The 18,705-nt window shown below is 62.4% G+C and carries 16 protein-coding genes and 3 tRNA genes; 7 read left to right on the top strand and 12 right to left on the bottom strand.

The features are described 5' to 3' along the window. Window positions 1-171: 171 nt before the first annotated feature. On the bottom strand, window positions 172-1,170 hold the full coding sequence (locus KBC96_12470; GenBank protein MBP6965208.1) for an SGNH/GDSL hydrolase family protein: 999 nt from the start codon (window positions 1,168-1,170) through the stop codon (window positions 172-174). Window positions 1,171-1,274: 104 nt separating this feature from the next. On the opposite strand from KBC96_12470, the gene KBC96_12465 reads away from it, so the two are divergent. Beyond that, window positions 1,275-2,390, top strand: coding sequence for a hypothetical protein (locus tag KBC96_12465; GenBank protein MBP6965207.1), 1,116 nt, complete (start codon window positions 1,275-1,277; stop codon window positions 2,388-2,390). A 7-nt stretch (window positions 2,391-2,397) separates the two neighbouring features. On the opposite strand, the gene KBC96_12460 is transcribed toward KBC96_12465, so the two are convergent. From KBC96_12460 to KBC96_12450, 3 genes are all read right to left on the bottom strand, one after another. Beyond that, a tRNA-Ser gene (locus tag KBC96_12460) sits at window positions 2,398-2,487 on the bottom strand. Between the two features lie 50 nt (window positions 2,488-2,537). Beyond that, a tRNA-Arg gene (locus KBC96_12455) sits at window positions 2,538-2,613 on the bottom strand. A gap of 88 nt (window positions 2,614-2,701) precedes the next feature. Further along, window positions 2,702-2,777, bottom strand: a tRNA-Arg gene (locus KBC96_12450). Between the two features lie 224 nt (window positions 2,778-3,001). On the opposite strand from KBC96_12450, the gene KBC96_12445 reads away from it, so the two are divergent. The 3 genes from KBC96_12445 (at window position 3,002) to KBC96_12435 (ending at window position 5,986) form a co-directional block, all read left to right on the top strand. Further along, window positions 3,002-3,457, top strand: coding sequence for a TrkA family potassium uptake protein (locus KBC96_12445; GenBank protein MBP6965206.1), 456 nt, complete (start codon window positions 3,002-3,004; stop codon window positions 3,455-3,457). Between the two features lie 48 nt (window positions 3,458-3,505). Further along, window positions 3,506-4,165 (top strand): TrkA family potassium uptake protein, encoded by a 660-nt coding sequence (locus KBC96_12440; protein ID MBP6965205.1) that lies wholly within the window; start codon window positions 3,506-3,508, stop codon window positions 4,163-4,165. A gap of 66 nt (window positions 4,166-4,231) precedes the next feature. Next, window positions 4,232-5,986 (top strand): carbon starvation protein A, encoded by a 1,755-nt coding sequence (locus KBC96_12435; protein MBP6965204.1) that lies wholly within the window; start codon window positions 4,232-4,234, stop codon window positions 5,984-5,986. Window positions 5,987-6,065: 79 nt separating this feature from the next. On the opposite strand, the gene KBC96_12430 is transcribed toward KBC96_12435, so the two are convergent. The 4 genes from KBC96_12430 to hisD all read right to left on the bottom strand — a co-directional run bounded on the left by KBC96_12430 (window position 6,066) and on the right by hisD (window position 9,747). After that, the gene (locus KBC96_12430; GenBank protein MBP6965203.1) at window positions 6,066-6,728 is read right to left on the bottom strand and encodes a PEP-CTERM sorting domain-containing protein; all 663 of its coding nucleotides are present in this window, start codon (window positions 6,726-6,728) and stop codon (window positions 6,066-6,068) included. A gap of 293 nt (window positions 6,729-7,021) precedes the next feature. After that, window positions 7,022-7,666 carry an imidazole glycerol phosphate synthase subunit HisH gene (gene hisH / locus KBC96_12425; protein MBP6965202.1) on the bottom strand — a complete coding sequence of 215 codons (645 nt, stop codon included), beginning with the start codon at window positions 7,664-7,666 and terminating at the stop codon, window positions 7,022-7,024. A 69-nt stretch (window positions 7,667-7,735) separates the two neighbouring features. Next, on the bottom strand, window positions 7,736-8,323 hold the full coding sequence (gene hisB / locus KBC96_12420) for an imidazoleglycerol-phosphate dehydratase HisB (protein MBP6965201.1): 588 nt from the start codon (window positions 8,321-8,323) through the stop codon (window positions 7,736-7,738). 137 nt (window positions 8,324-8,460) lie between these two features. Further along, a complete protein-coding gene (gene hisD, locus KBC96_12415; GenBank protein ID MBP6965200.1) occupies window positions 8,461-9,747 on the bottom strand; it encodes a histidinol dehydrogenase in 1,287 nt (428 codons plus the stop codon). 132 nt (window positions 9,748-9,879) lie between these two features. On the opposite strand from hisD, the gene KBC96_12410 reads away from it, so the two are divergent. Next, a complete protein-coding gene (locus KBC96_12410) occupies window positions 9,880-10,440 on the top strand; it encodes a hypothetical protein (GenBank protein MBP6965199.1) in 561 nt (186 codons plus the stop codon). Window positions 10,441-10,587: 147 nt separating this feature from the next. Next, window positions 10,588-11,859: an adenylosuccinate synthase gene (locus tag KBC96_12405; protein ID MBP6965198.1), complete on the top strand. Its 1,272-nt coding sequence runs from the start codon at window positions 10,588-10,590 to the stop codon at window positions 11,857-11,859. 79 nt (window positions 11,860-11,938) lie between these two features. Here the strand turns inward: KBC96_12405 and KBC96_12400 are convergent, their stop codons facing one another. Genes KBC96_12400 through KBC96_12385 form a run of 4 tightly spaced genes read right to left on the bottom strand, consistent with a single transcriptional unit; the run spans window position 11,939 to window position 16,461 of the window. Further along, window positions 11,939-12,940: an aldo/keto reductase gene (locus KBC96_12400; protein ID MBP6965197.1), complete on the bottom strand. Its 1,002-nt coding sequence runs from the start codon at window positions 12,938-12,940 to the stop codon at window positions 11,939-11,941. A 60-nt stretch (window positions 12,941-13,000) separates the two neighbouring features. Further along, window positions 13,001-13,363 carry a hypothetical protein gene (locus KBC96_12395; protein ID MBP6965196.1) on the bottom strand — a complete coding sequence of 121 codons (363 nt, stop codon included), beginning with the start codon at window positions 13,361-13,363 and terminating at the stop codon, window positions 13,001-13,003. 13 nt (window positions 13,364-13,376) lie between these two features. Continuing rightward, window positions 13,377-14,462, bottom strand: a complete 1,086-nt coding sequence (locus tag KBC96_12390; GenBank protein ID MBP6965195.1) for an aldo/keto reductase — start codon at window positions 14,460-14,462, stop codon at window positions 13,377-13,379. A gap of 1 nt (window position 14,463) precedes the next feature. Continuing rightward, window positions 14,464-16,461, bottom strand: coding sequence for a DUF2961 domain-containing protein (locus tag KBC96_12385; GenBank protein ID MBP6965194.1), 1,998 nt, complete (start codon window positions 16,459-16,461; stop codon window positions 14,464-14,466). Between the two features lie 264 nt (window positions 16,462-16,725). Between KBC96_12385 and typA the strand changes: the two genes are divergently transcribed. Next, complete coding sequence (gene typA / locus KBC96_12380; GenBank protein MBP6965193.1) at window positions 16,726-18,573, top strand: translational GTPase TypA; 1,848 nt, start codon at window positions 16,726-16,728, stop codon at window positions 18,571-18,573. Window positions 18,574-18,705 lie beyond the last annotated feature (132 nt).

Below are 18,705 nucleotides of genomic sequence, written 5' to 3'. Positions count from 1 at the left end.
ACTTCTCTTAGGGTTATACTGCTCATCGATGCTCCTCCGTTTCGCTCGCTTGATTCGTGACCAAATCAAGTCTACGAAACGGGGAGCATCTTCGCAAATCTACACACTCAAAGCTTACGCCACTGGAGGGTGAGGCTCCCGCGAAGAACACCCTCCCGATGCCGCCAACCGCTACAGCTTGAGCGCCTTCTTGAGGAACGGGGTGAAAGCCTGGGCCATGAGGTAGAACCCGAGAGAGTTCGGGTGGACGCCGTCAACCAGGCCGAACGCGGTCTCCGGCGCGATCATCTTGCGCCCGTCGAACCAGTGGATGTTCCGGTCTCCCTCGCTCTTCATCTGCCTGACGTACTCCTGGCCGGCCTTACGCTGTTCCACGTGCATGCTGTCGTCGAGCGCGTCGCGGGTGTAGAAGAACGGACCCATGACGATTATCGGCTCGGTCTTGTGGACCTTCCGCAGCTCGCCGATGAAGACCGGCAGGTTCTCGCGGTAGTCCTTCCCCTTGTTCGCCCAGTGGTCAATAACCAGGCACGAGCATTCGATCTCGTTGATCGCCTTCGCGAGTTCCGGCTCCCCCAGCCCGTTGCCTGAAAACCCGAGGTTGATGAAGTCCACATTCAGTGACCGAGAGACGAAGTTCTGATACGTCGTGCCGGGCGTCGAGGCGCATCCGCCCTGGGTGATACTCGTGCCGTAGTACACGACCGGCTTCTCGATGGCGAACTCCTTGTGGCCCTTGATCGCCGCGCCCTCATCGAGGCCGATCTGCTGAAGGGTGACGGACTTGTAGAGAGGCATGTGGATGGTGACGTTCCGGACCTTGCCCGCTTCCTTCTGAATCTGCCACTGAGCCTCGATCTTGCCCTCGGGATCGGGTGAGACGCTGCCCATGAAGTTCCCGTCCACGTAGATGTCGAAGCCGCTCTGACCGATGCGGGTGATGTGGTTCATGACGAAGAAATCGGGCGATTTCGCCCGGATGCCGACGTGTGCCGAGTCGGTGGCGAACATGATGCGCCCGCCGGCCGGGGACTGGGCCAGATCCCACACCGGCGGTCGGAATGTGTCTTTGAGGCGCTCCGGGAGTCTCCGGAGCGCGGGTCGGTCCTCCTCGAACCAGGCGAGGCCGTGTACGTTGAAACCGTCATTCGGGAAGTCCATCCAGTTCATGCGGATACTCCTTGTGCCGAGTTGACATTACTTTACCGCCGAGAGTGATATTCGGTCAAGGGTAATGGCGAGCTGATGTAGTATTGGAGCTTGGGAGTGATCGGATGTCTATGACGCTGCGAGAGCGAATCCTTGCGGTCTATGCGGGCGAGACGCCGGATGTCGTACCGTTCATGCTGGACCTGTCGCATTGGTTCTACTGGAAGAACCGGATGCCGTGGGACCTGAGCGTCGCCTATGAGACGCCCGAGATCGAGCTGATTGACTACCACAAGCGGATGGGGGTCGGCTTCTATGTGCCGAACCTCGGCTCGTTCTACTCAGTTCGACACACCCATGGAGTCACGGCTGAGGTCGAGCGGAATGGCGATGAGATCACCTGGCGGTATGACACTCCACTGGGGAGCATCGAGCGCCGGCGTGTCTGGAATGAAGACAGCTACTCCTGGGCAATCAGCGACTGGGGCGTCAGGACGGAGCATGACTTGAGAGTTTTGGGATACGCACTGAGTAACCGGCAGTTCGAACCGCTGTGGGACCACTATCGGGCATGGACCGACTACGTAGGCGATTGCGGAGTGGTCTACCTGGTGGCGGGTTACAGCGCGATCGGGCAGTTGCTCCACTACTGGATGGGCGTCGAGGGCACGATGTACGCGGCTTTCGACTGGCCGGATGCCATGCGCGAAGTGATCGCTAGAATCAACGAGAACAACCTGCGGCTGATAGATCTGCTCGCTAAAAGCCCGGCGGAGATCGTCATCATGGGCGACAACATCTCGTCCGATGTCCAGCCGCCTCACTTCTTCAGCGAGTGGTCCGCGCGGTACTACACGGAGGCCATCAGGCGCCTGCACGTCGCGGGCAAGCACGTGGCGGTACACGTAGACGGCAAGCTCCGAGGCGCGCTCAGGATGGTTCGAGAGACCGGCGCGGACTGTTGCGATGCGGCGACTCCCACCCCGATGGGCGACCTCACTCCGGAAGAGTGCCGCCGGGAGGCCGGGCCGGACTTCATACTCTCAGGCGGAGTGTCCCCGGACCTGTGGCTGCCGAACTCGAGCGAAGAGGACTTCAGAGCCGCCGTCGTCAGGTGGTTGGGTCTGCGCGGGATCAGCCCTCGACTGATCGCAAATGCGGGGGATCAGGTGCCTCCGGGGGCGGTCGAGAATCGCATCCGGATTATGCGCGACATAGTCGAGGAGCACGGCAGATACTAGGGGTTGCTGGCGGAGAGGGTGGGATTCGAACCCACGGTGACGCAAGCGCCACAACAGTTTTCGAGACTGCCGCTTTCGACCACTCAGCCACCTCTCCGGGAGGAGTACCAAGTACGAAGTACCGAGTACGAAGACGATTCGACAAACTGGCGCCCTTGGAGGGAATCGAACCCCCGACGCCCTCCTTAGGACGGAGGCGCTCTATCCACTGAGCTACAAGGGCACGCCTGACGGGTACAAAGTATTGAGTACAAAGCATCAGGACCGCAGGCCGCCCTTGTACTTTGTACTCACCACCTCTGCACCTGAACTGGCGCGCTTGGAGGGATTTGAACCCCCGACCTAAAGGTCCGCAACCTTTCGCTCTATCCCCTGAGCTACAAGCGCGCAACGTTTCCTGCCCCTCACGGGACATTGCACAGTATACCATCCCGACCGGCGAGTGTCAACAGACCGCCAGGCCGCCGGACGCGCATTGTTGACACCCTGATGAGGCCGGATGTATACTTCCCTGACACTCCTGATCGTACTTGAATCCGGGGAAGCCGCGAGTATGAGTGTGAGTGTCGGCGGGATAGTATGAGTGTGAGTGTCGGCGGGAGGAGATTTCCATGAACCTGGTCATCCTTGGGTGCGGGCGGATAGGGTCCACGCTCGCGCGATCGATGTCGGGATCCGGTCACAATGTCTGCATCATAGATCGCAAGAGCGATGCCTTTCGCAGGCTTGGGCCAGGCTACGCGGGGCAGATGGTCGTCGGCAACGGCATTGACGACGCGGTGTTGAAGAAGGCCGGAATCGAGAAGGCCGATGCCTTTGTTGCCGTGACCAACGGCGACAACACGAACATCATGTCGGTGCAGATCGCCAAGCAGCGATTCCACGTGCCCAAGGTCGCCGCCCGCATCTACGACCCGATCCGCGCGTGCGCATATCGCGAACTCGGAATCGAAACGATCTGCACGACGGTGATCGGGGCTCGTCTCATGCGGGATATGCTGCTCGGCAGCGAGTGGGGCATGGCGGCCGACTACTGCAGTTTGAGCGACGATCAACCGGACATCTGATACCGGGCCGGTACGGATTCCTGTCTGTAGCGAAATGGAGACACAACGATGTATGTCATAGTAGCTGGCGGCGGCAAGGTCGGCCATTACCTCTCGAGGGCGCTCGCCGATGCCGGGCATGAGGTTCTTCTCGTCGAGAAGGACGCGGGGCGGGCGCAGTATCTGACGGAGGATCTCGGCCAGGTCGTGGCCGTGGGCGACGCGTGCGAGGTGCGGACGATGCGCGAGATAGGCATGGAGCGCGCGGATGTCGTCGTCGCGACGACCGGCGATGACGAAGACAACCTCGTCATATGCCAGATGGCGAAACTCAAGTTCCGCGTGCCTAGGACCATCTCCCGGGTCAACAACCCCAGCAACGAAGAGATATTCCACACACTGGGCATTGACGCGACCGTCAGCAGCACGGAGATCATCTTCAATCTCATCGAACAGCAGATCGAGACCGACGCGATCATCCCTCTCGCGGCCCTCCAGCGGGGCAACATCGAGATAGTCGAGATTGACCTCGGCCCGAACTCCTCGGTCGTCGGCAGGCGCATACCCGCCGTCAATTTGCCGCAGGAGGCCTTGGTCATCTCCATCGTGCGCGACGGGCACGCGATACTGCCGAACATAGACGTGGAGTTCCGCGAGGGCGACAGCGTCATCGCACTCGTCACCCGGGACAAGGAGAGCCAACTCAGGCAGGCCTTCCAGGAGAAATAGTCAGGTCGGTGATGAGTCGGGGTGCGCTTAGTTCAAAGCTCGCTCATCGCCCGATGAGGTGCAAGCATGAACGCAGGCCTTCTGCTGATAGCGGCCATCCCGCTCTTTCTCATCGGCTACTGGCTCTACGGCAGCTATGTCGGCCGGGTGTTCCAGGAGAGCGACGCGAACGTCACCCCTGCCGAGGAGATCAACGACGGCGTTGACTACGTGCCGACCAAGCCCGTGGTGCTCTTCGGCCATCACTTCGCCTCCATCGCCGGCGCGGGGCCGATCGTCGGTCCGACGCTGGCGATGATATTCGGCTTCATTCCCGTGTGGCTGTGGCTGGTACTGGGGAGCATCTTCGTCGGCGCAGTCCACGACTTCAGCGCGCTTTTCGCGAGCATGCGCGAGAAGGGCAAGTCAATGGCGGAGGTTGCCGAGCAGACCCTCGGCAAGCTCGGCTTTCTGCTGTTCATCAGCTTCACGATCGTCATGATCCTGATGGTCACCTCGGTCTTCCTGCGGCTCACGGCCGCCGCTCTGACATCCCTCGTGCCGCTGACTGCGCTGAATATGCCTGAGTCGCAGACCCTTCTCAAGACCGCGGTTGACGGCGGAGTCGTCAAGGCGCGAATCGGCGGGATCGCCTCGACGTCGGTCATCATCATCACCGGGCTGGCGCCGCTCGTCGGATACCTGCTCTACAGACGCCGGGCGAACACCATCGTTATGTCGCTGCTCGCCCTTGCCGTATGCGTCATATCAGTCGGGATCGGACTGCGATACCCGATATCGTTGAATCCCGAGAACTGGATGTGGATAGTCGGCGGGTACGCGCTTCTGGCCGCCGGGATTCCGGTGTGGATCGTACTGCAGCCGAGGGACTTCACCAACTCGTTCCTGCTGTACGGCGGGGTGATCGGCCTGGTGGCGGCCGGAATCGCGGCAGCTTTCAAGGGACTGCCGATGGGCGCTCCCGCCTGGAATATCGCCGAGGGGACCACCAAGCTCGGCCTGATCTGGCCGATCCTGTTCATCACGGTCGCCTGCGGAGCGTGCTCGGGATTCCACGCGCTCGTCGCAGGCGGGACGACATCGAAGCAGGTTTCGCGGGAGAGCCACGCGCGCAAGATCGCGTACGGCGGGATGGTTCTCGAGGGATTGCTCGCGGTCGGCGTCGTGGTGGCGGTCGGAGTCGGACTCGATTTCGCGCACTACAAGGAACTGGTTTTCCCGGCTCCCGGAGGGCCTCCTTCAAACCCCGGGGCGGCGTTCGCGGTCGGGATGGGCGGCCTGCTTCACAGGGCATTCGCCCTTCCGGCGGCATACGGGACCATATTCGGGATGCTGCTTGTCGAGGGGTTCCTCGTCACGACGCTCGACACGGCCGTGCGACTGAACCGCTACCTGTTCGAGGAGCTATGGGGGGCGTTGTTCCGCAATCCGCCGCTCATCCTCAAGACATACGTCTTCAACTCCGGGCTCTCGGTCGCGCTGATGCTCTACCTGGCGAAGGGCAAGACGGTCATGTCGCTCTGGCCGATCTTCGGCTCCGCCAACCAGCTTCTCGCGGCGTTGACCTTGATCGCGGTGGCGACGTGGCTGGTTGCTCGCGGGCGGAAGTTCCTGTTCGCGCTGATCCCCGCCGCGTTCATGATGGTGACGACGGTCTACTCGCTGATCTACCTCCTGCAGAAGAAGTATCTGCCGGCGGGAGACAAGGTGCTGACCGCGGCGGACGGCGCGCTCGTGGTGCTGTCGGTCTTCGTAGTCGTCCTCGCCGTCAGGTCTCTGGCGGGTGGGCGAAGGACCCGGGAACCGGCCGGCGGCGGGTGATCTCTCAGACTCCGCAGCGAACGAAAAAGGCCCCTGCCCGACAGGCAGAGGCCTTTCGCATTTCGTCCGGTAGGGCCGCCTAGCGCCTGCGCCGGATCGCGAAGCCCATCAGGCCGCCGATACCGCTCATCAGCGCGATGAGGCTCGACGGCTCGGGGATCGGGGTGTAGTCGTAGGTGACCCAGGCCGCGGCGGACGCCTTCGTCTCGAACTGCAGCAGCAGGTTGCCTGCGCCGCTTCCCGTCGAAGCCCCACTCCCCGTCGTCGGCAGGATGATGGAGCCGAGTCCGGTGAACAACGCCTTGTCCGCGGCCGATGTGGTCGTCACGCTGTTCGAATCGTCGCCGGTGAGCCCGTTATATGTCTTGCCGGAGGTGCCGGCGAAATCATCCACGCCGTCCCAGGCACTCGGATTGTCAAGCGTGGAAACCACCGGGATGGTCACGACCAGAGTGCTGAGGTCCGGGCGCTGCAGCTTCAGGATGGCGGCAAGATCCATAGTGACCACGGACGGCTCCGCGTCCTGGCTCTCGAACTTCGCCGTTCCCTCAACATGCCCGTCCAGGATGAACTTGATGCTGTTCAGGGTCCCAAGCGCAGGGTCGAACTTCTGCAGAGAGACGGTCGTCGCCCAGTTGGTTGTCAAGAGGCCGGTGTCGGACGGGCCGTAGGTCACCGTGGCCGCTGTCGCGGAGGCCGCCAGCAGCGCCACAAGCGCCAGTGTCAGAAGAGCGTACTTCATATTCGTCATTCCTTCCTTTCGAGATCCGCGCCCCGGCTAAAGGCACGGTTCTGTTTCGTATCGTCAGGCGCGCACTTCGGAATCGCGGGCTGATACCGCACCGCGATCGGACACGAATATGCGATCACCCAGAGGTTTCCGGCCTCATGGTCGGACCGGCTGGGTTTGACGGGGTTTCTGCCTATGCACTGGATAGACAAGCAAGCGATTAGAATGTCAACCATCGAGGCAGAGAGAGAGGCGTTTCGCATAGCGAATCGAGTACGATTGCGATTGGGAGAACGAGTACGGCGCTACGGCTTCCAGTCGCCGAAGTTCTTGAGGATGCGGAGGCCGAGCGATCCGCTCTTCTCAGGGTGGAACTGGCAGGCGAAGACGTTGTCCTTCCAGACCGCCGTGCAGAACTCGATGCCGTGCCTCGCGGTCGCGGCGACGACATCCTTGTCCTCCGGGCAGACGTAGAACGAGTGGACGTGGTACGTCATCCCGCCCGTGGGGAAATCCTTGAGCGGCGGCGCGGGCTTGCGAACGATCAGTTCGTTCCAGCCCATGTGCGGGACCTTGAGCGCGTCGGTCTCGGGCGTTCGGTCCTCCGGCTGGAAGAACTGCACAACCTTACCGGGGATCAGGTTCAGCCCCTTGTAGTGGCCGAGTTCGAAGCTCTCGGTGAAGAGCAGTTGGAGGCCGAGGCAGATGCCCATGAACGGCTTCCCGGCGGCGACGACCGTCCGGACGGCCTCGTCCATGCCGATCGCGCGCAGGCTCTCCATCGCCGCGCCGAACGCACCTACTCCGGGCAGGACAATGCGCTCCGCCTTGACGACCTCTTCAGGGCTCTGGGTTACGACGGCATTGTGCCCGACAGCGAGGAATGCCTTCTCCACGCTACGGAGATTTCCGACGCCGTAATCTATTATTGCTACTGCAGGCTTGCTCATACTCATGCTCGTGAATCGGGCTCGCGCTCCCGCCCCTTTCTCGAGTACGAGTAGGAGTAGGAGCAGGAATCACAGGACCCCTTTCGTAGACGGTACACCCTTCACGCGGTCGGATATCCGGGTCGCCATTTCGAGGGCGCGGGCGAAGGACTTGAAGACCGCCTCCGCCGTGTGATGCGGGTCACCCCCGGCGAGTTTTCGGATGTGGAGCGTCATTTTGCCGTTCCGCGCAAGCGACTCGAAGAACTCGGCGAACAGGACGGTTTCCATCGCGCCGACACGCTCCTGCTCGATGGCAACGTCGTAGGCGATGATGCCGCGCCCGCTCAGGTCAATGGCGGTCAGCACGAGCGCCTCGTCCATCGGCACGGCGGCCCACCCGTAGCGAACCAGCCCGGTCTTGTCGCCCAGAGCTTTGTCTATCGCCTTGCCGAGCAGGATGCCGATATCCTCTACGGTGTGATGCGGGTCAACCTCCAGGTCGCCCCTCGCCTCGATCCTGAGATCGAAGAGGCCGTGACGAGCGACCGCATCCAGCATGTGATCCAGGAAACCGATCCCGGTGCTGATCTGGGACTCGCCGCTGCCGTCGAGATCAATGCTGATCTTGATCTTCGTCTCTTTGGTCTTGCGCTCTACTTCGGCTGTTCGGGGCATGGCTTGCCTCCAGTCAGTTCCCCAGTGTCCGCAGGGACACTTCGCGCACTTGTTGCCGTGGTTTCAACCGCCTGGGTTCTAACCTGACCAGGCGACTGAAGTCAGGGCTACAAAGGCACGAAGTCCACCTGCGTGGACTAATGGTCGAGCCTCACTCTAACCGCATTCGCGTGAGCGTCGAGGCCCTCGGTCTCCGCGAGCTCGATCGTCGCGGCGGCGTCGGCAAGGAGCGCCTCCTTCGAGTACATCACGACGCTCGACTTCTTCAGGAAGTCGTCCACGTTCAGCGGGGACGAGAACCGCGCCGTGCCACTCGTCGGAAGCACGTGGCTCGGGCCGGCGATATAATCCCCGATCGGCTCCGTCGAGTTGTCGCCCAAGAGTATCGCACCCGCGTTCTTCAGCCTCGGAAGAAGTGCCAGCGGATCGGCGACCGAGACCTCCAGGTGCTCGGGGGCGACCCGATTGGCGATCCCAACCGCCTCGTCCATATCTGACACGATGATAATCGCGCCGTTGTCGTCAAGACACTTGCGGGCGATCTCGTTCCGCGTAAGAGCATCGAGCTGCCTCTCGATCTCGGCGTTGACGGCGTCAGCAAGCTTCTGCGAAGGCGTCACAAGCAGTGCGCGCGCATCCGGGTCGTGCTCCGCCTGACTGAGCATGTCGGCGGCGACGTGGCGCGGATCGGCGGTCTCGTCGGCAAGCACCAGCACCTCGCTCGGGCCGGCGAGCATCTCGATGCCGACCTGCCCGTAGACGAACCGCTTGGCCATCGTGACGTAGACGTTCCCCGGCCCGACGATCTTGTCCACGCGAGGAACGGTCGCCGTCCCGTACGCCAGTGTGGCCACCGCCTGAGCGCCGCCTATCCTGAAAACTCTATCAGCACCCGCCTCGATCGCGGCGGCGGCGGTCGCCGGATGAATCGAGCCGTCCTTCCTCGGCGGGGTGCACACGAAGACTTCCTCGACGCCCGCGACCTTCGCCGGGACGACGGTCATCAGCAGCGAACTCGGGAGCGGCGCGAGGAACCCGGGTACCAACGCGCCGACCCGCTCGATAGGGCGGATGACTTGCCCGAGCAGCTTGCCCGGCTGACTCTCGTCGAACCATGACTCCCTGAGTTGCTTCCTATGGAAACGCTCGATATTCGCTTTGGATACCCGGATCGCTGAGAGGAGCGACTCGGAAACCTGCGCGTGGCCTTGTTCAAGTTCCTCGCGCGGTACTTCGACCGAGTCGGCGTCCGGCCAGTCAAACCTGCGCGTGTACTCGAGTACAGCCTCGTCACCCCTCTGCCGAACGTCCGCGAGGATGCCTCGGACGGCGCTCTCGACCGCGGGATTCTCCTGGAGGAGCGGCTTGTCGAGGATGGCGGCGATCTCGTCCGGGCTGCAAGTCTCGGTATAGAGCGTTCGCATAGGCCGATTATATCAGAGCGTGCGGGGGCGTAGCAACTTTTCAGCTCGCCGCGCGTCTGTATGGTTGACGGGCGGAGTCGGGCGGGCTATCATGAAGACGCTCCTCATCCAGACTCAGGAGGTTCATCCATCATGTCTACGAACGAGTACCCCGGAGGGCCGCCTCAGAAGAAGAGCGGCGTACCCACCTGCCTCAAGGTCGGCGGGATCGGCTGCCTGGTAGTAGTGTTGATCTGTATCGGATTCGGGTTCTGGACATACAGCACGGTTATGAAGAACCCGGCCCTGCGCGGGGTGTTTCAGGGCTCGCAGGACGTTGGACGATGCTCGGCCCAGATGGCACAGATCAATCAGCTGCTGGTGAAGTACGCTGCTGACCACAATGGGCAGTATCCACCCGCGCTGAGGGATCTTTGCCCGACGTATACCAGGAATCAGGCGGTGTTCGATTGCCCGACGGGCAAGCGATCCGGCGTCGCCCGTCCCTATCAGTACACTCGGCCGTCACCGACCGCGCCGGGCAGCACGGTGGTGCTGACCTGCCGCGAGCACGTCTTCGAAAAGGGCAAGCCGCCGACGGTTCTGAACATCCTGAAGGACGGCAAGGTGGACGTCCGGCAGCCGACACCGCCCTCCGGCAGGCCGTCCGGCCCTCCGCCGGCAGTCAACCCATCACCCGCGACAAAGCCCTGAATGCCGGCCGAGTAACCCACCGTGTCGTTTCCTTGACAGGCCTGGGGGATACTGGTATACTCAGCGCGTTTTGAGGCAAGCCGAAGTGGATAGCTTTGCACGCTATCCACTTTGCGCGTTTATGAACGGTTGGAAGGACGTGCGCTCATGGCAAACACCGTGGTCGTAGGCGCCCAGTGGGGCGACGAGGCAAAGGGTAAGATCGTTGACTACCTCGCCGGAGAGGCGGATGTGGTCGTTCGCTACAACGGCGGGAACAATGCCGGCCACACAGTGATGGTCGGTTCGGAGACCTACAAGTTCCATCTGATCCCGTCGGCGATCCTGTACCCCGGTGTCACCCCCGTAGTGGCCGACGGCGTGGTCATAGACCCCAAGGTGTGCGTCGGCGAACTCGACGGACTGATCGGCCGAGGGATCGTGGTGGACAACCTGCGGATCAGCCGGAACGCGCACATTATCATGCCGTACCACCCGGTGCAGGATATCCTGGAAGAGAAGCAGAAGGGCGGCAAGGCGATCGGCACTACCGCGAGGGGAATAGGCCCGGCATACGCCGACAAAGCGTCGCGCATCGGCATCCGCATGGGTGAGCTGATCGACCCGAAACGGTTCAAGACCCGCCTGGCCGAGAATATGAAGTTCAAGAACGCGCTTATCGAGAAGGTATACGGCGATCAGCCGCTCTCGACGGACGCGATCCTTGAGGAATACTCCGCCTGCGCCGAACGCCTGAAGCCTTTCGTGGCCGACACGAACTTCCTGGTGGCCGACGCTCTCGCGCAGGGCAAGAAGCTGATGTTCGAGGGCGCGCAGGGAACGCTGCTCGACATTGACTACGGCACCTACCCGTTCGTCACGTCGTCGCATCCGGTCGCCGGCGGTGCGTGCATCGGCACGGGCGTCGGCCCGAGGGCGATCGAGCGGATCATCGGCGTGGCGAAGGCATATACGACGCGGGTGGGAGCGGGAGTCTGCCCCACCGAACTGCTCGACGAGACGGGCGACTACATCCGCGAGCGCGGACACGAGTACGGAACGACCACGGGCCGACCGAGACGCTGCGGCTGGCTCGACACCGTCGCCATCAGGTTCTCGGCGATGGTTAACGGCATGACCAGCCTGTCGCTGACGCTGCTGGACGTTCTCGGCGGCCTGGAGACGCTGAAGATCTGCAAGGCATACAGGTGCGACGGAATCGAGACGGCAAACCTCCCCGGCGACTGGGACTCGATCGGCGAGTGCGTGCCGGTCTACGATGAGGTGCCCGGCTGGCAGGAGGAGATCTCCGACGTGCGGCGGTTCGAAGACCTCCCGGCGAACGCGCAGGCTTACGTGAAGCACGTCGAGAAGCTGGTCGGAGTGCCGGTCGAGTACATCAGCGTCGGCCCGGAGCGAAGTCAGACGATAGTTCGGTAGAAGGCACGTAACCGACGAGACTCATGAGACGGCTGGGAGTAAGCTGGGGCGGGAGTTTGCACTCCCGCCCTATTTGCGTCTACCACCAGTTCGGCGCGAGCGGGGCTCCGTGTGTCATGCGCTGGTTGTGGAACGGCATATACCGCCATGCCTCGGTGAGTTCGTCTATCCGCGCAAGGTCGTCCGGGTCCGCCTGTAAGTCCCCCAGGCCGTAGAGCGGCTCGAAGTGCTCGGGCTTGCTCCCGCCCATTAGAATAGTCGTAACCGCCGGCTTGGAAAGAAGCCACAGATACGAAAGCTGATTGAGTCCGATGTTGTTCTTCTCCGCGATCGCCCGCAGTTCGTCGAGCGCGACCCAGGCGTCGTCGGTCAGCTTCTTCTGATAGCCTGTGAGCCGCTGGAGGCGCGACCCTTCCTCGAACGCCTCGCCCTTGCGAATCTTGCCCGCCAGAATCCCGCCGCCGAGCGGCCCGTAGATCAGCGTGGCAATGTTGAACCGCTCGCAGAACGGGACCGTCTCGTTCTCGATCACGCGGTCGAGGATGTTGTACCGGCACTGGATCGAGACGAGCGGATCCCAGTTGTGCAGCGCGCTGACCCCGAGCATATGCGCCATCTGCCAGGCGTAATGGTTCGAGACGCCGATGTAGCGAATCTTCCCCTGCTTCACGAGGGTGTCCATAGTCGAGAGGACCTCCTCGACCGGCGTGTTCGGATCGGGGTGGTGAAGCTGGTACAGGTCAATGTAGTCGGTCTGCAGGCGTCGGAGGCTGTCCTCAACCGCCTGCATGATGTGGACGCGCGAGCACCCGCCGCCGTTCGGGCGGTCGTGCATCACCGCCCAGAACTTGGTGGCCAGGATGATCCGGTCGCGCTTGCCCCTCAGGATCTTGCCGAGTATCTCCTCGCTAGCGCCCTTGTCGTACGTGTCGGCGGTGTCGAGCAGGTTGACTCCCATCTCGATCGCCCTGGCAACCAGCTTAGACGCCTCGGCTTCACCGAGCCTCAGCGGAAAGTCCATGCACCCCAACGAGAGGCGCGATACCTCGATCCCCGCATTCCCCAGCCTGACGTATTGCATATCCGACTCCTAATCGTACTCGTGCTCCTGCTTGAACTGAGCGTCATCGTTACATGGAGGCTAGTCCCCCGAAGCATGTTCGAAGGGGCGATAATGAGCATAGTAACCCGCCGTCTTCAGCTTCTCCACCATCAGCCGGGCGGCGTGCCGGCTCATCGAATGAACGGTGAATGCCGTCTGCCGCAGATGCTCGGGCTTGTTCTCCGCAATCCACTTGACGACGCCCATCCCCGACTCCTCGACCCCGGAACCGCTCTGCGACGTCCATCCGAGGTCATAGTCGAGATGCACCTCGCCCCACGGTTCGGCGAGAAGCTTGACGCACTCCGCGGCCGTCTCGACCCAGACGGCCCCCGGGTGCGCCCGGAGGAACGCCGCTGCACGGATCGAGCTGTCGTCCATGAACAGGATGCGCTTGGCCATAGAGTATCCAGTATCAGGAGAGCAGCTCGGCCGCCTCGGCAAGCTGGTCCATGATCGGGAGTTTGTTGGGGCACTTTGGCTCGCATTCCCCGCATCGGATACAAGCGTCGGCGCGTTTGCCTGCCTCCATCGCCGCGTACTGCGACCGCGCGTAGTCCGTGAGGCCGTAGATATTCGCGGTATTGTAGAGGCTGAAGTTGCCGGGAATATCTACTCCGTGCGGGCAGTCCATGCAGTACCTGCACGCAGTACAAAACTCCTTTCCGAGCGCGGAGAACTCGTCCAGGATCGCCTCCATCCGGGCAAAGTCGTCCGGGCCGTATCCGCTGAAGGAGTTCACCGTCTCGAGGTTCTCCCGAAGCATATCCATCGTGTTCATCCCGGAGCATGCACAGCTCACTTCGGGATTGGCGAGAACGAACTGGAGCGCGGCGGCGGCCGTCGTCTTCGCACCGCCGGGTATGAGCTGCTGGATCTGCGGCGCCGGGCTCGCGAGCGTCCCGCCGCCCACGGGGCACATGGCGATCACGCCCACGCCCAGCTCGCCGGCGCGCCTGATGGTATCGGCGTACTGCCGATCGAGCATGTTGTAGACGACCGTGAGGCTGTCGAACAGGCCGGTCTCGATCAGCTTGGTGAAGTTCTCAGGCTTGTCGTGCCCGGTGAACCCGACGTGGCCGATGATACCCTCGCTCCGAGCTTTGTCGAGGGCCTCCAGGGGACCGTCTCTCTTTGTGAGAAGTGGGAGCTTCTCGAGAGAGAACCAGCCGACCTGCCAGAACTCGAGGTAGTCCACGCCGAGGATGCTCATCTGCAGGTCGATCTCCGCCCGGTAGCTGTCGGCGGCGGTATCGGCCTTGACGCCCGCTTTGCCGGAGACGATCAGCCCGCGGCTGCGACCTTTGAGGCCGAGCGCGGTGAGGTGCTGGCACCTGCCGTTGATGTACCCGCGTGTGGTCTCGAAGTAGTTGATCCCAGCGGCGATCGCGGAGTCCACGATCTCCTCCGCCACCTCGGGCTTGTCCTCCGGGAACCGCATGCACCCAAGCCCAAGCGCGGAGACCTTCAGCCCGGTCTTACCCAGGTCGCGATACTGCATCTCACTTGCCTTTCGCTGCGGACAGCTTCACGTAGTCGAGGCCGAACATGTAGGCCTTGACCGCCTTGTCGTTCGCGCCGACGATCTCGACGGTGAGCTTGTGCGTGCCCTCCGAGAGTTCCATCTTGCCGAGTGACTTCTCGCCGGTCGGGATCACGCCGTCATTGTAGAGGTCGAACGGGTCAGCGATCTTCCGGCCGTCGAGGCAGAACTGGACTATGCCGTAGTCGGCGGCCTTGGTCATCGCCAAGATCAATTCGTACTTGCCGGACTTCTTCACGGGCACCTCGAGATCGAGCTTGTCGCCCGGCTTAGCATTGGTCCACCAGAGATGCGCGTTCCCGCTCCAGCTTCCACCGATGAACGGGGCCAGGTCCTGCCGCGCCGCGCCTCCGCCGGTCCGAGCCGCGATCTTCAGATCCTCGCCCTCGATCACTCCCGGCTTCTTGGCTACCCTGGGTTCGACGTAGAAGCGCCGTTCCTTGAGCGGTACGGCCCGGTAAGGATCCGTGCCGTCCGCGCTCGTATACCAGTAGGCCGTGCAGGCGTAGAGCGTCGGCCGGTCGTTCAGATAGTACTTCTCAATGCAGCCCTCAAAGGACTTCTGGAACGGAACGTTGTCCGTGATGTGCCATCGGTTGACGGCGACGTGCCCGACGTTGTCCGTTACTCGCGTCTGGTTGTGGTATGCATTCTGGAACAGCTCCGGGAAGCACCAGGCGTACCCGAAGTAGTCCTCCGAGCCCGTGCCGATGGTCGAGGGAAACTTCTCGCCGTCCACGAAGAACTTCTCGTCGCCCTCGCCCCACCAGCTTCCGCGCGGGTTCCACACCTCGAGCGCCACGCCGAGGAAACGCCCCGCGCCCTCGGTCTTCAGTATCGGCCAGTCAATCCACCGCTCGGGTTCGGTCGGCAGGAAGGCGTCGCGGTGCCACTTCGCGTGGAATCGTCCGAGCGAGTTGATCGCCTTCCTGACCGGCGCGTGAGTGATGCTGATCTCGCCGACGAAACCGGCTCTGCCCTCGTTCGAGAGCTGCACGACGGCCTTCTCGGCGAACGGCATGTACCAGTAGCAATACATCCCATCGTCGGTCTGACCGAGCGGTAGCGACTTGTACTTGTTGTACCCCGGGCCGGTGCCGAAGAAATCACCAAGGGGCGACCAGACGCTCGGCGTCTTCTCTCCGTCCCAGTTGATCGAGAGCGAGACGTCGCGCAGAGCGTCGGCCTCGCCTCTCAGCAGGGAGGGATCAACCTTGACCCGGAGGCCGGTGATCGCGCGCTTGCCGGTTATGTCGGCGACGGTCGTCTTCTGCCCCGGAGCCAGCGAGATGCGCCTCGTCTCGACGATCTCATCGTTGCGCCGTCCAGCCGGGTCAGTGCCGAGCTTCACGCGCAGGAAGCGGTCTGCCCTTGCCAGAGCGGCGCGTTCTTCGACCGACAGCTCGCGGCTGAAAGTCGGCACCTTTGTCTTCTCGGGGAAGGTGGAGTACACGAAATGGTAGTAGGCGCCCCACCCCTTCTCCAGCACGATGCGGCACGACTTCTGGAACGGGATCGGCGTGTAGTTGTTGTAGCCCATCGCCAGCTTGTGGACAAGCGACGGGAAGACGAACGGCTCGTTCGTGCCGTCGAAGTAGCCGATGAATGGGAGGTCAACCGCGGGCGTAGACGACCCGTCGAGGTAGATCTTGACATGTCCCTGCTCGGCGCGCGCCGACCAGATGCGCCAGATGCAACCGGGACCCTTGATCTCGCCGGCGACGATGTTCTCACCCTCGACGGCCGCAGCCCCGCCCCAGTCGCCGTTCGCATCCCAGCCGACGTACTTGCCGGTCGCCTCGTCGTATCGGCTCGCGCGGTCGTAGCTGGAGAGCTGGGCGCACGTTTCGCCCTTCAGGGGAAGGACCGCCAGACCCTCGAGGTCGGTCAACCGGTTGACGAGATCAACATAGGTGTAGTTCGCTGGGGCGGCCGTTACCGTACCGCAGACCAGCATCGTCGCAATGGTTATCAGCCAGAATCGTCTCAACAGCCTGCCTCCCTGTTCCCAATATGATGGACTGTTAGTCGCAGGCCGGACGGATTCCTTTCAATCTACATGAGCCGGAATCCAGGGCGAGCGGCGAACGGAGCTTGACGAAACCGGTTCGAGTCTGCTATAGTCGTTCACACAAGATCAGAACCAGCGGCCGGGTTCCGCGAGGAGCTTGGCCGTTTTTTCGTTTGTCGGCACTGAAGGCCGGGAACTGACGACTCACCTATGAGCATCGCACAACCGAAAACACAAGTCCGAGAGGACATGAGGAACATCGCGATCATCGCGCACGTTGACCACGGGAAGACGACGCTGGTGGACGTCATCCTGCGCCAGAGCGGCACGTTCCGCAGCAACCAAGTCGTCGCCGAGCGCGTGATGGATTCGAACGACCTCGAACGCGAGAAGGGCATCACCATCCTCTCGAAGGTCACGGCGGTCCACTACCACGGCGTGAAGATCAACATCGTGGACACGCCCGGGCACTCCGACTTCGGCGGCGAGGTCGAGCGCATCCTGCGGTCGGTGGACGGCGTGCTGCTGCTCGTCGATGCGTGCGAGGGCCCGATGCCGCAGACCCGGTTCGTTCTCAAGAAGGCGCTCGAGCAGAGGTTGAAGCCGATCGTCGTGATCAACAAGATAGATCGTCCCGGCGCGCGCCCCTGGGAAGTCGTGGACGAGGTGCTCGATCTCTTCATCGAGCTTGGATGCCACGAGGACCAGCTTGATTTCCCATACATATTCGCATCGGCGACGGAAGCCTACGCAATCGCCGATCCCGCCGACGAGCCTGAGGACATAGACCTCCTGTTCAAGATGATCATGGCGCAAGTCCCGCCTCCGGCCGCCGAGCCCGGGATGCCGTTCCAGTTGCAGGTGACGAGCCTCGACTACGACGACCACCTCGGCCGGATGTTCGGCGGCAAGATCCTGCGCGGCACGGTTCGTCGGGGGGAGACCGTCGCCATCCTGAAGCGCGACGGCACCGACGACACGTTCTCGGTCACGCGGGTATTCATCTACGACGGGCTGAAGCGCATCGAGGTCGAGGAGGCCTCCGCCGGCGAGATCGTCCTGCTGAGCGGCTACGATCAAGTTGACATTGGCGAGACGATTGCCGACGCCGACAGCCCCGAGGCTCTCGATCCGATCCACATTGACGAGCCGACCGTCTCGATGGATTTCATCGTGAACGACAGCCCCTGGGCCGGACGGAGCGGCAAGTGGGTGACGATGCGCAGTGTCGCCAACCGTCTCGACCGCGAGACCAAAGTCAACATCAGCCTGCGAGTCGAGCCGACCGACAGCCCGGATACGCTCAATGTCTCCGGGAGGGGCGAGCTCCAACTGGCGATCCTGCTCGAGACGATGCGTCGCGAGGGTTTCGAGATCTCTGTCAGCAAGCCGCGCGCGATCACGAAAACGATCGACGGAGAGCTCTGCGAGCCGATCGAGGAGCTTACCATTGACGTGAACGACGAGTCGCTCGGCACCATCATGGAGGAAATAGCGCGCCGCAAGGGCGAGTGCACCCACATGACCAAGGACGAAGTCGGCGCCAACCGCCTCGTCTTCGAGGTCCCCACGCGCGGTCTGATCGGATTCCGCACGGACTTCCTGACCTGGACGAGAGGCCTGGGGCTGATGTCGCACACGTTCAAGTACTACGGGGCTCACCGTGGCGACATCATCCTGCGGACCCGCGGCAGCCTCGTCTCGAAGGAAACCGGTCGCGCGACCAGTTACACGATCGCCACGCTACAGGATCGCGCGTCGTTCTTCATCGCGCCCGGCGAAGAGGTGTATGAAGGCCAGGTCGTCGGCGAGAACTCGCGGCCCGGAGACATGGTCGTGAACGTATGCAAGGCGAAGAAGCAGACCAACATGCGCTCCTCGACCGAAGACGCGACGGTGATGATCACCCCTCCCAGGATCTACACCCTGGAGCAGGCGCTTTCGTTCATCGGCGACGACGAACTCCTCGAAGTGACGCCGGACGCGCTCCGTTTCCGAAAGCGCATCCTCGTCGAGTTGGACCGCATCCTCGCTGAGCGGCGCGCGGGCAGAAAGTAGACCCCATCTTGCGGTGTCGCGCACCCTATGATCCATTGGTTGATCTCAGAGGGCTTGCCTGTTGTACGAGTTAAGATATGTACGGTTGACAAACCTGCCTTATCCTGCTAATATTGACAGGTAAGGGACCTT

The sequence above is a fragment of the Armatimonadota bacterium genome (assembly GCA_017993055.1).
GTDB lineage: Bacteria > Armatimonadota > UBA5829 > DTJY01 > DTJY01 > JAGONM01.
Note: the sequence above shows the minus strand (reverse complement) of the source record. Positions and strands in the feature narration are given on the sequence as shown.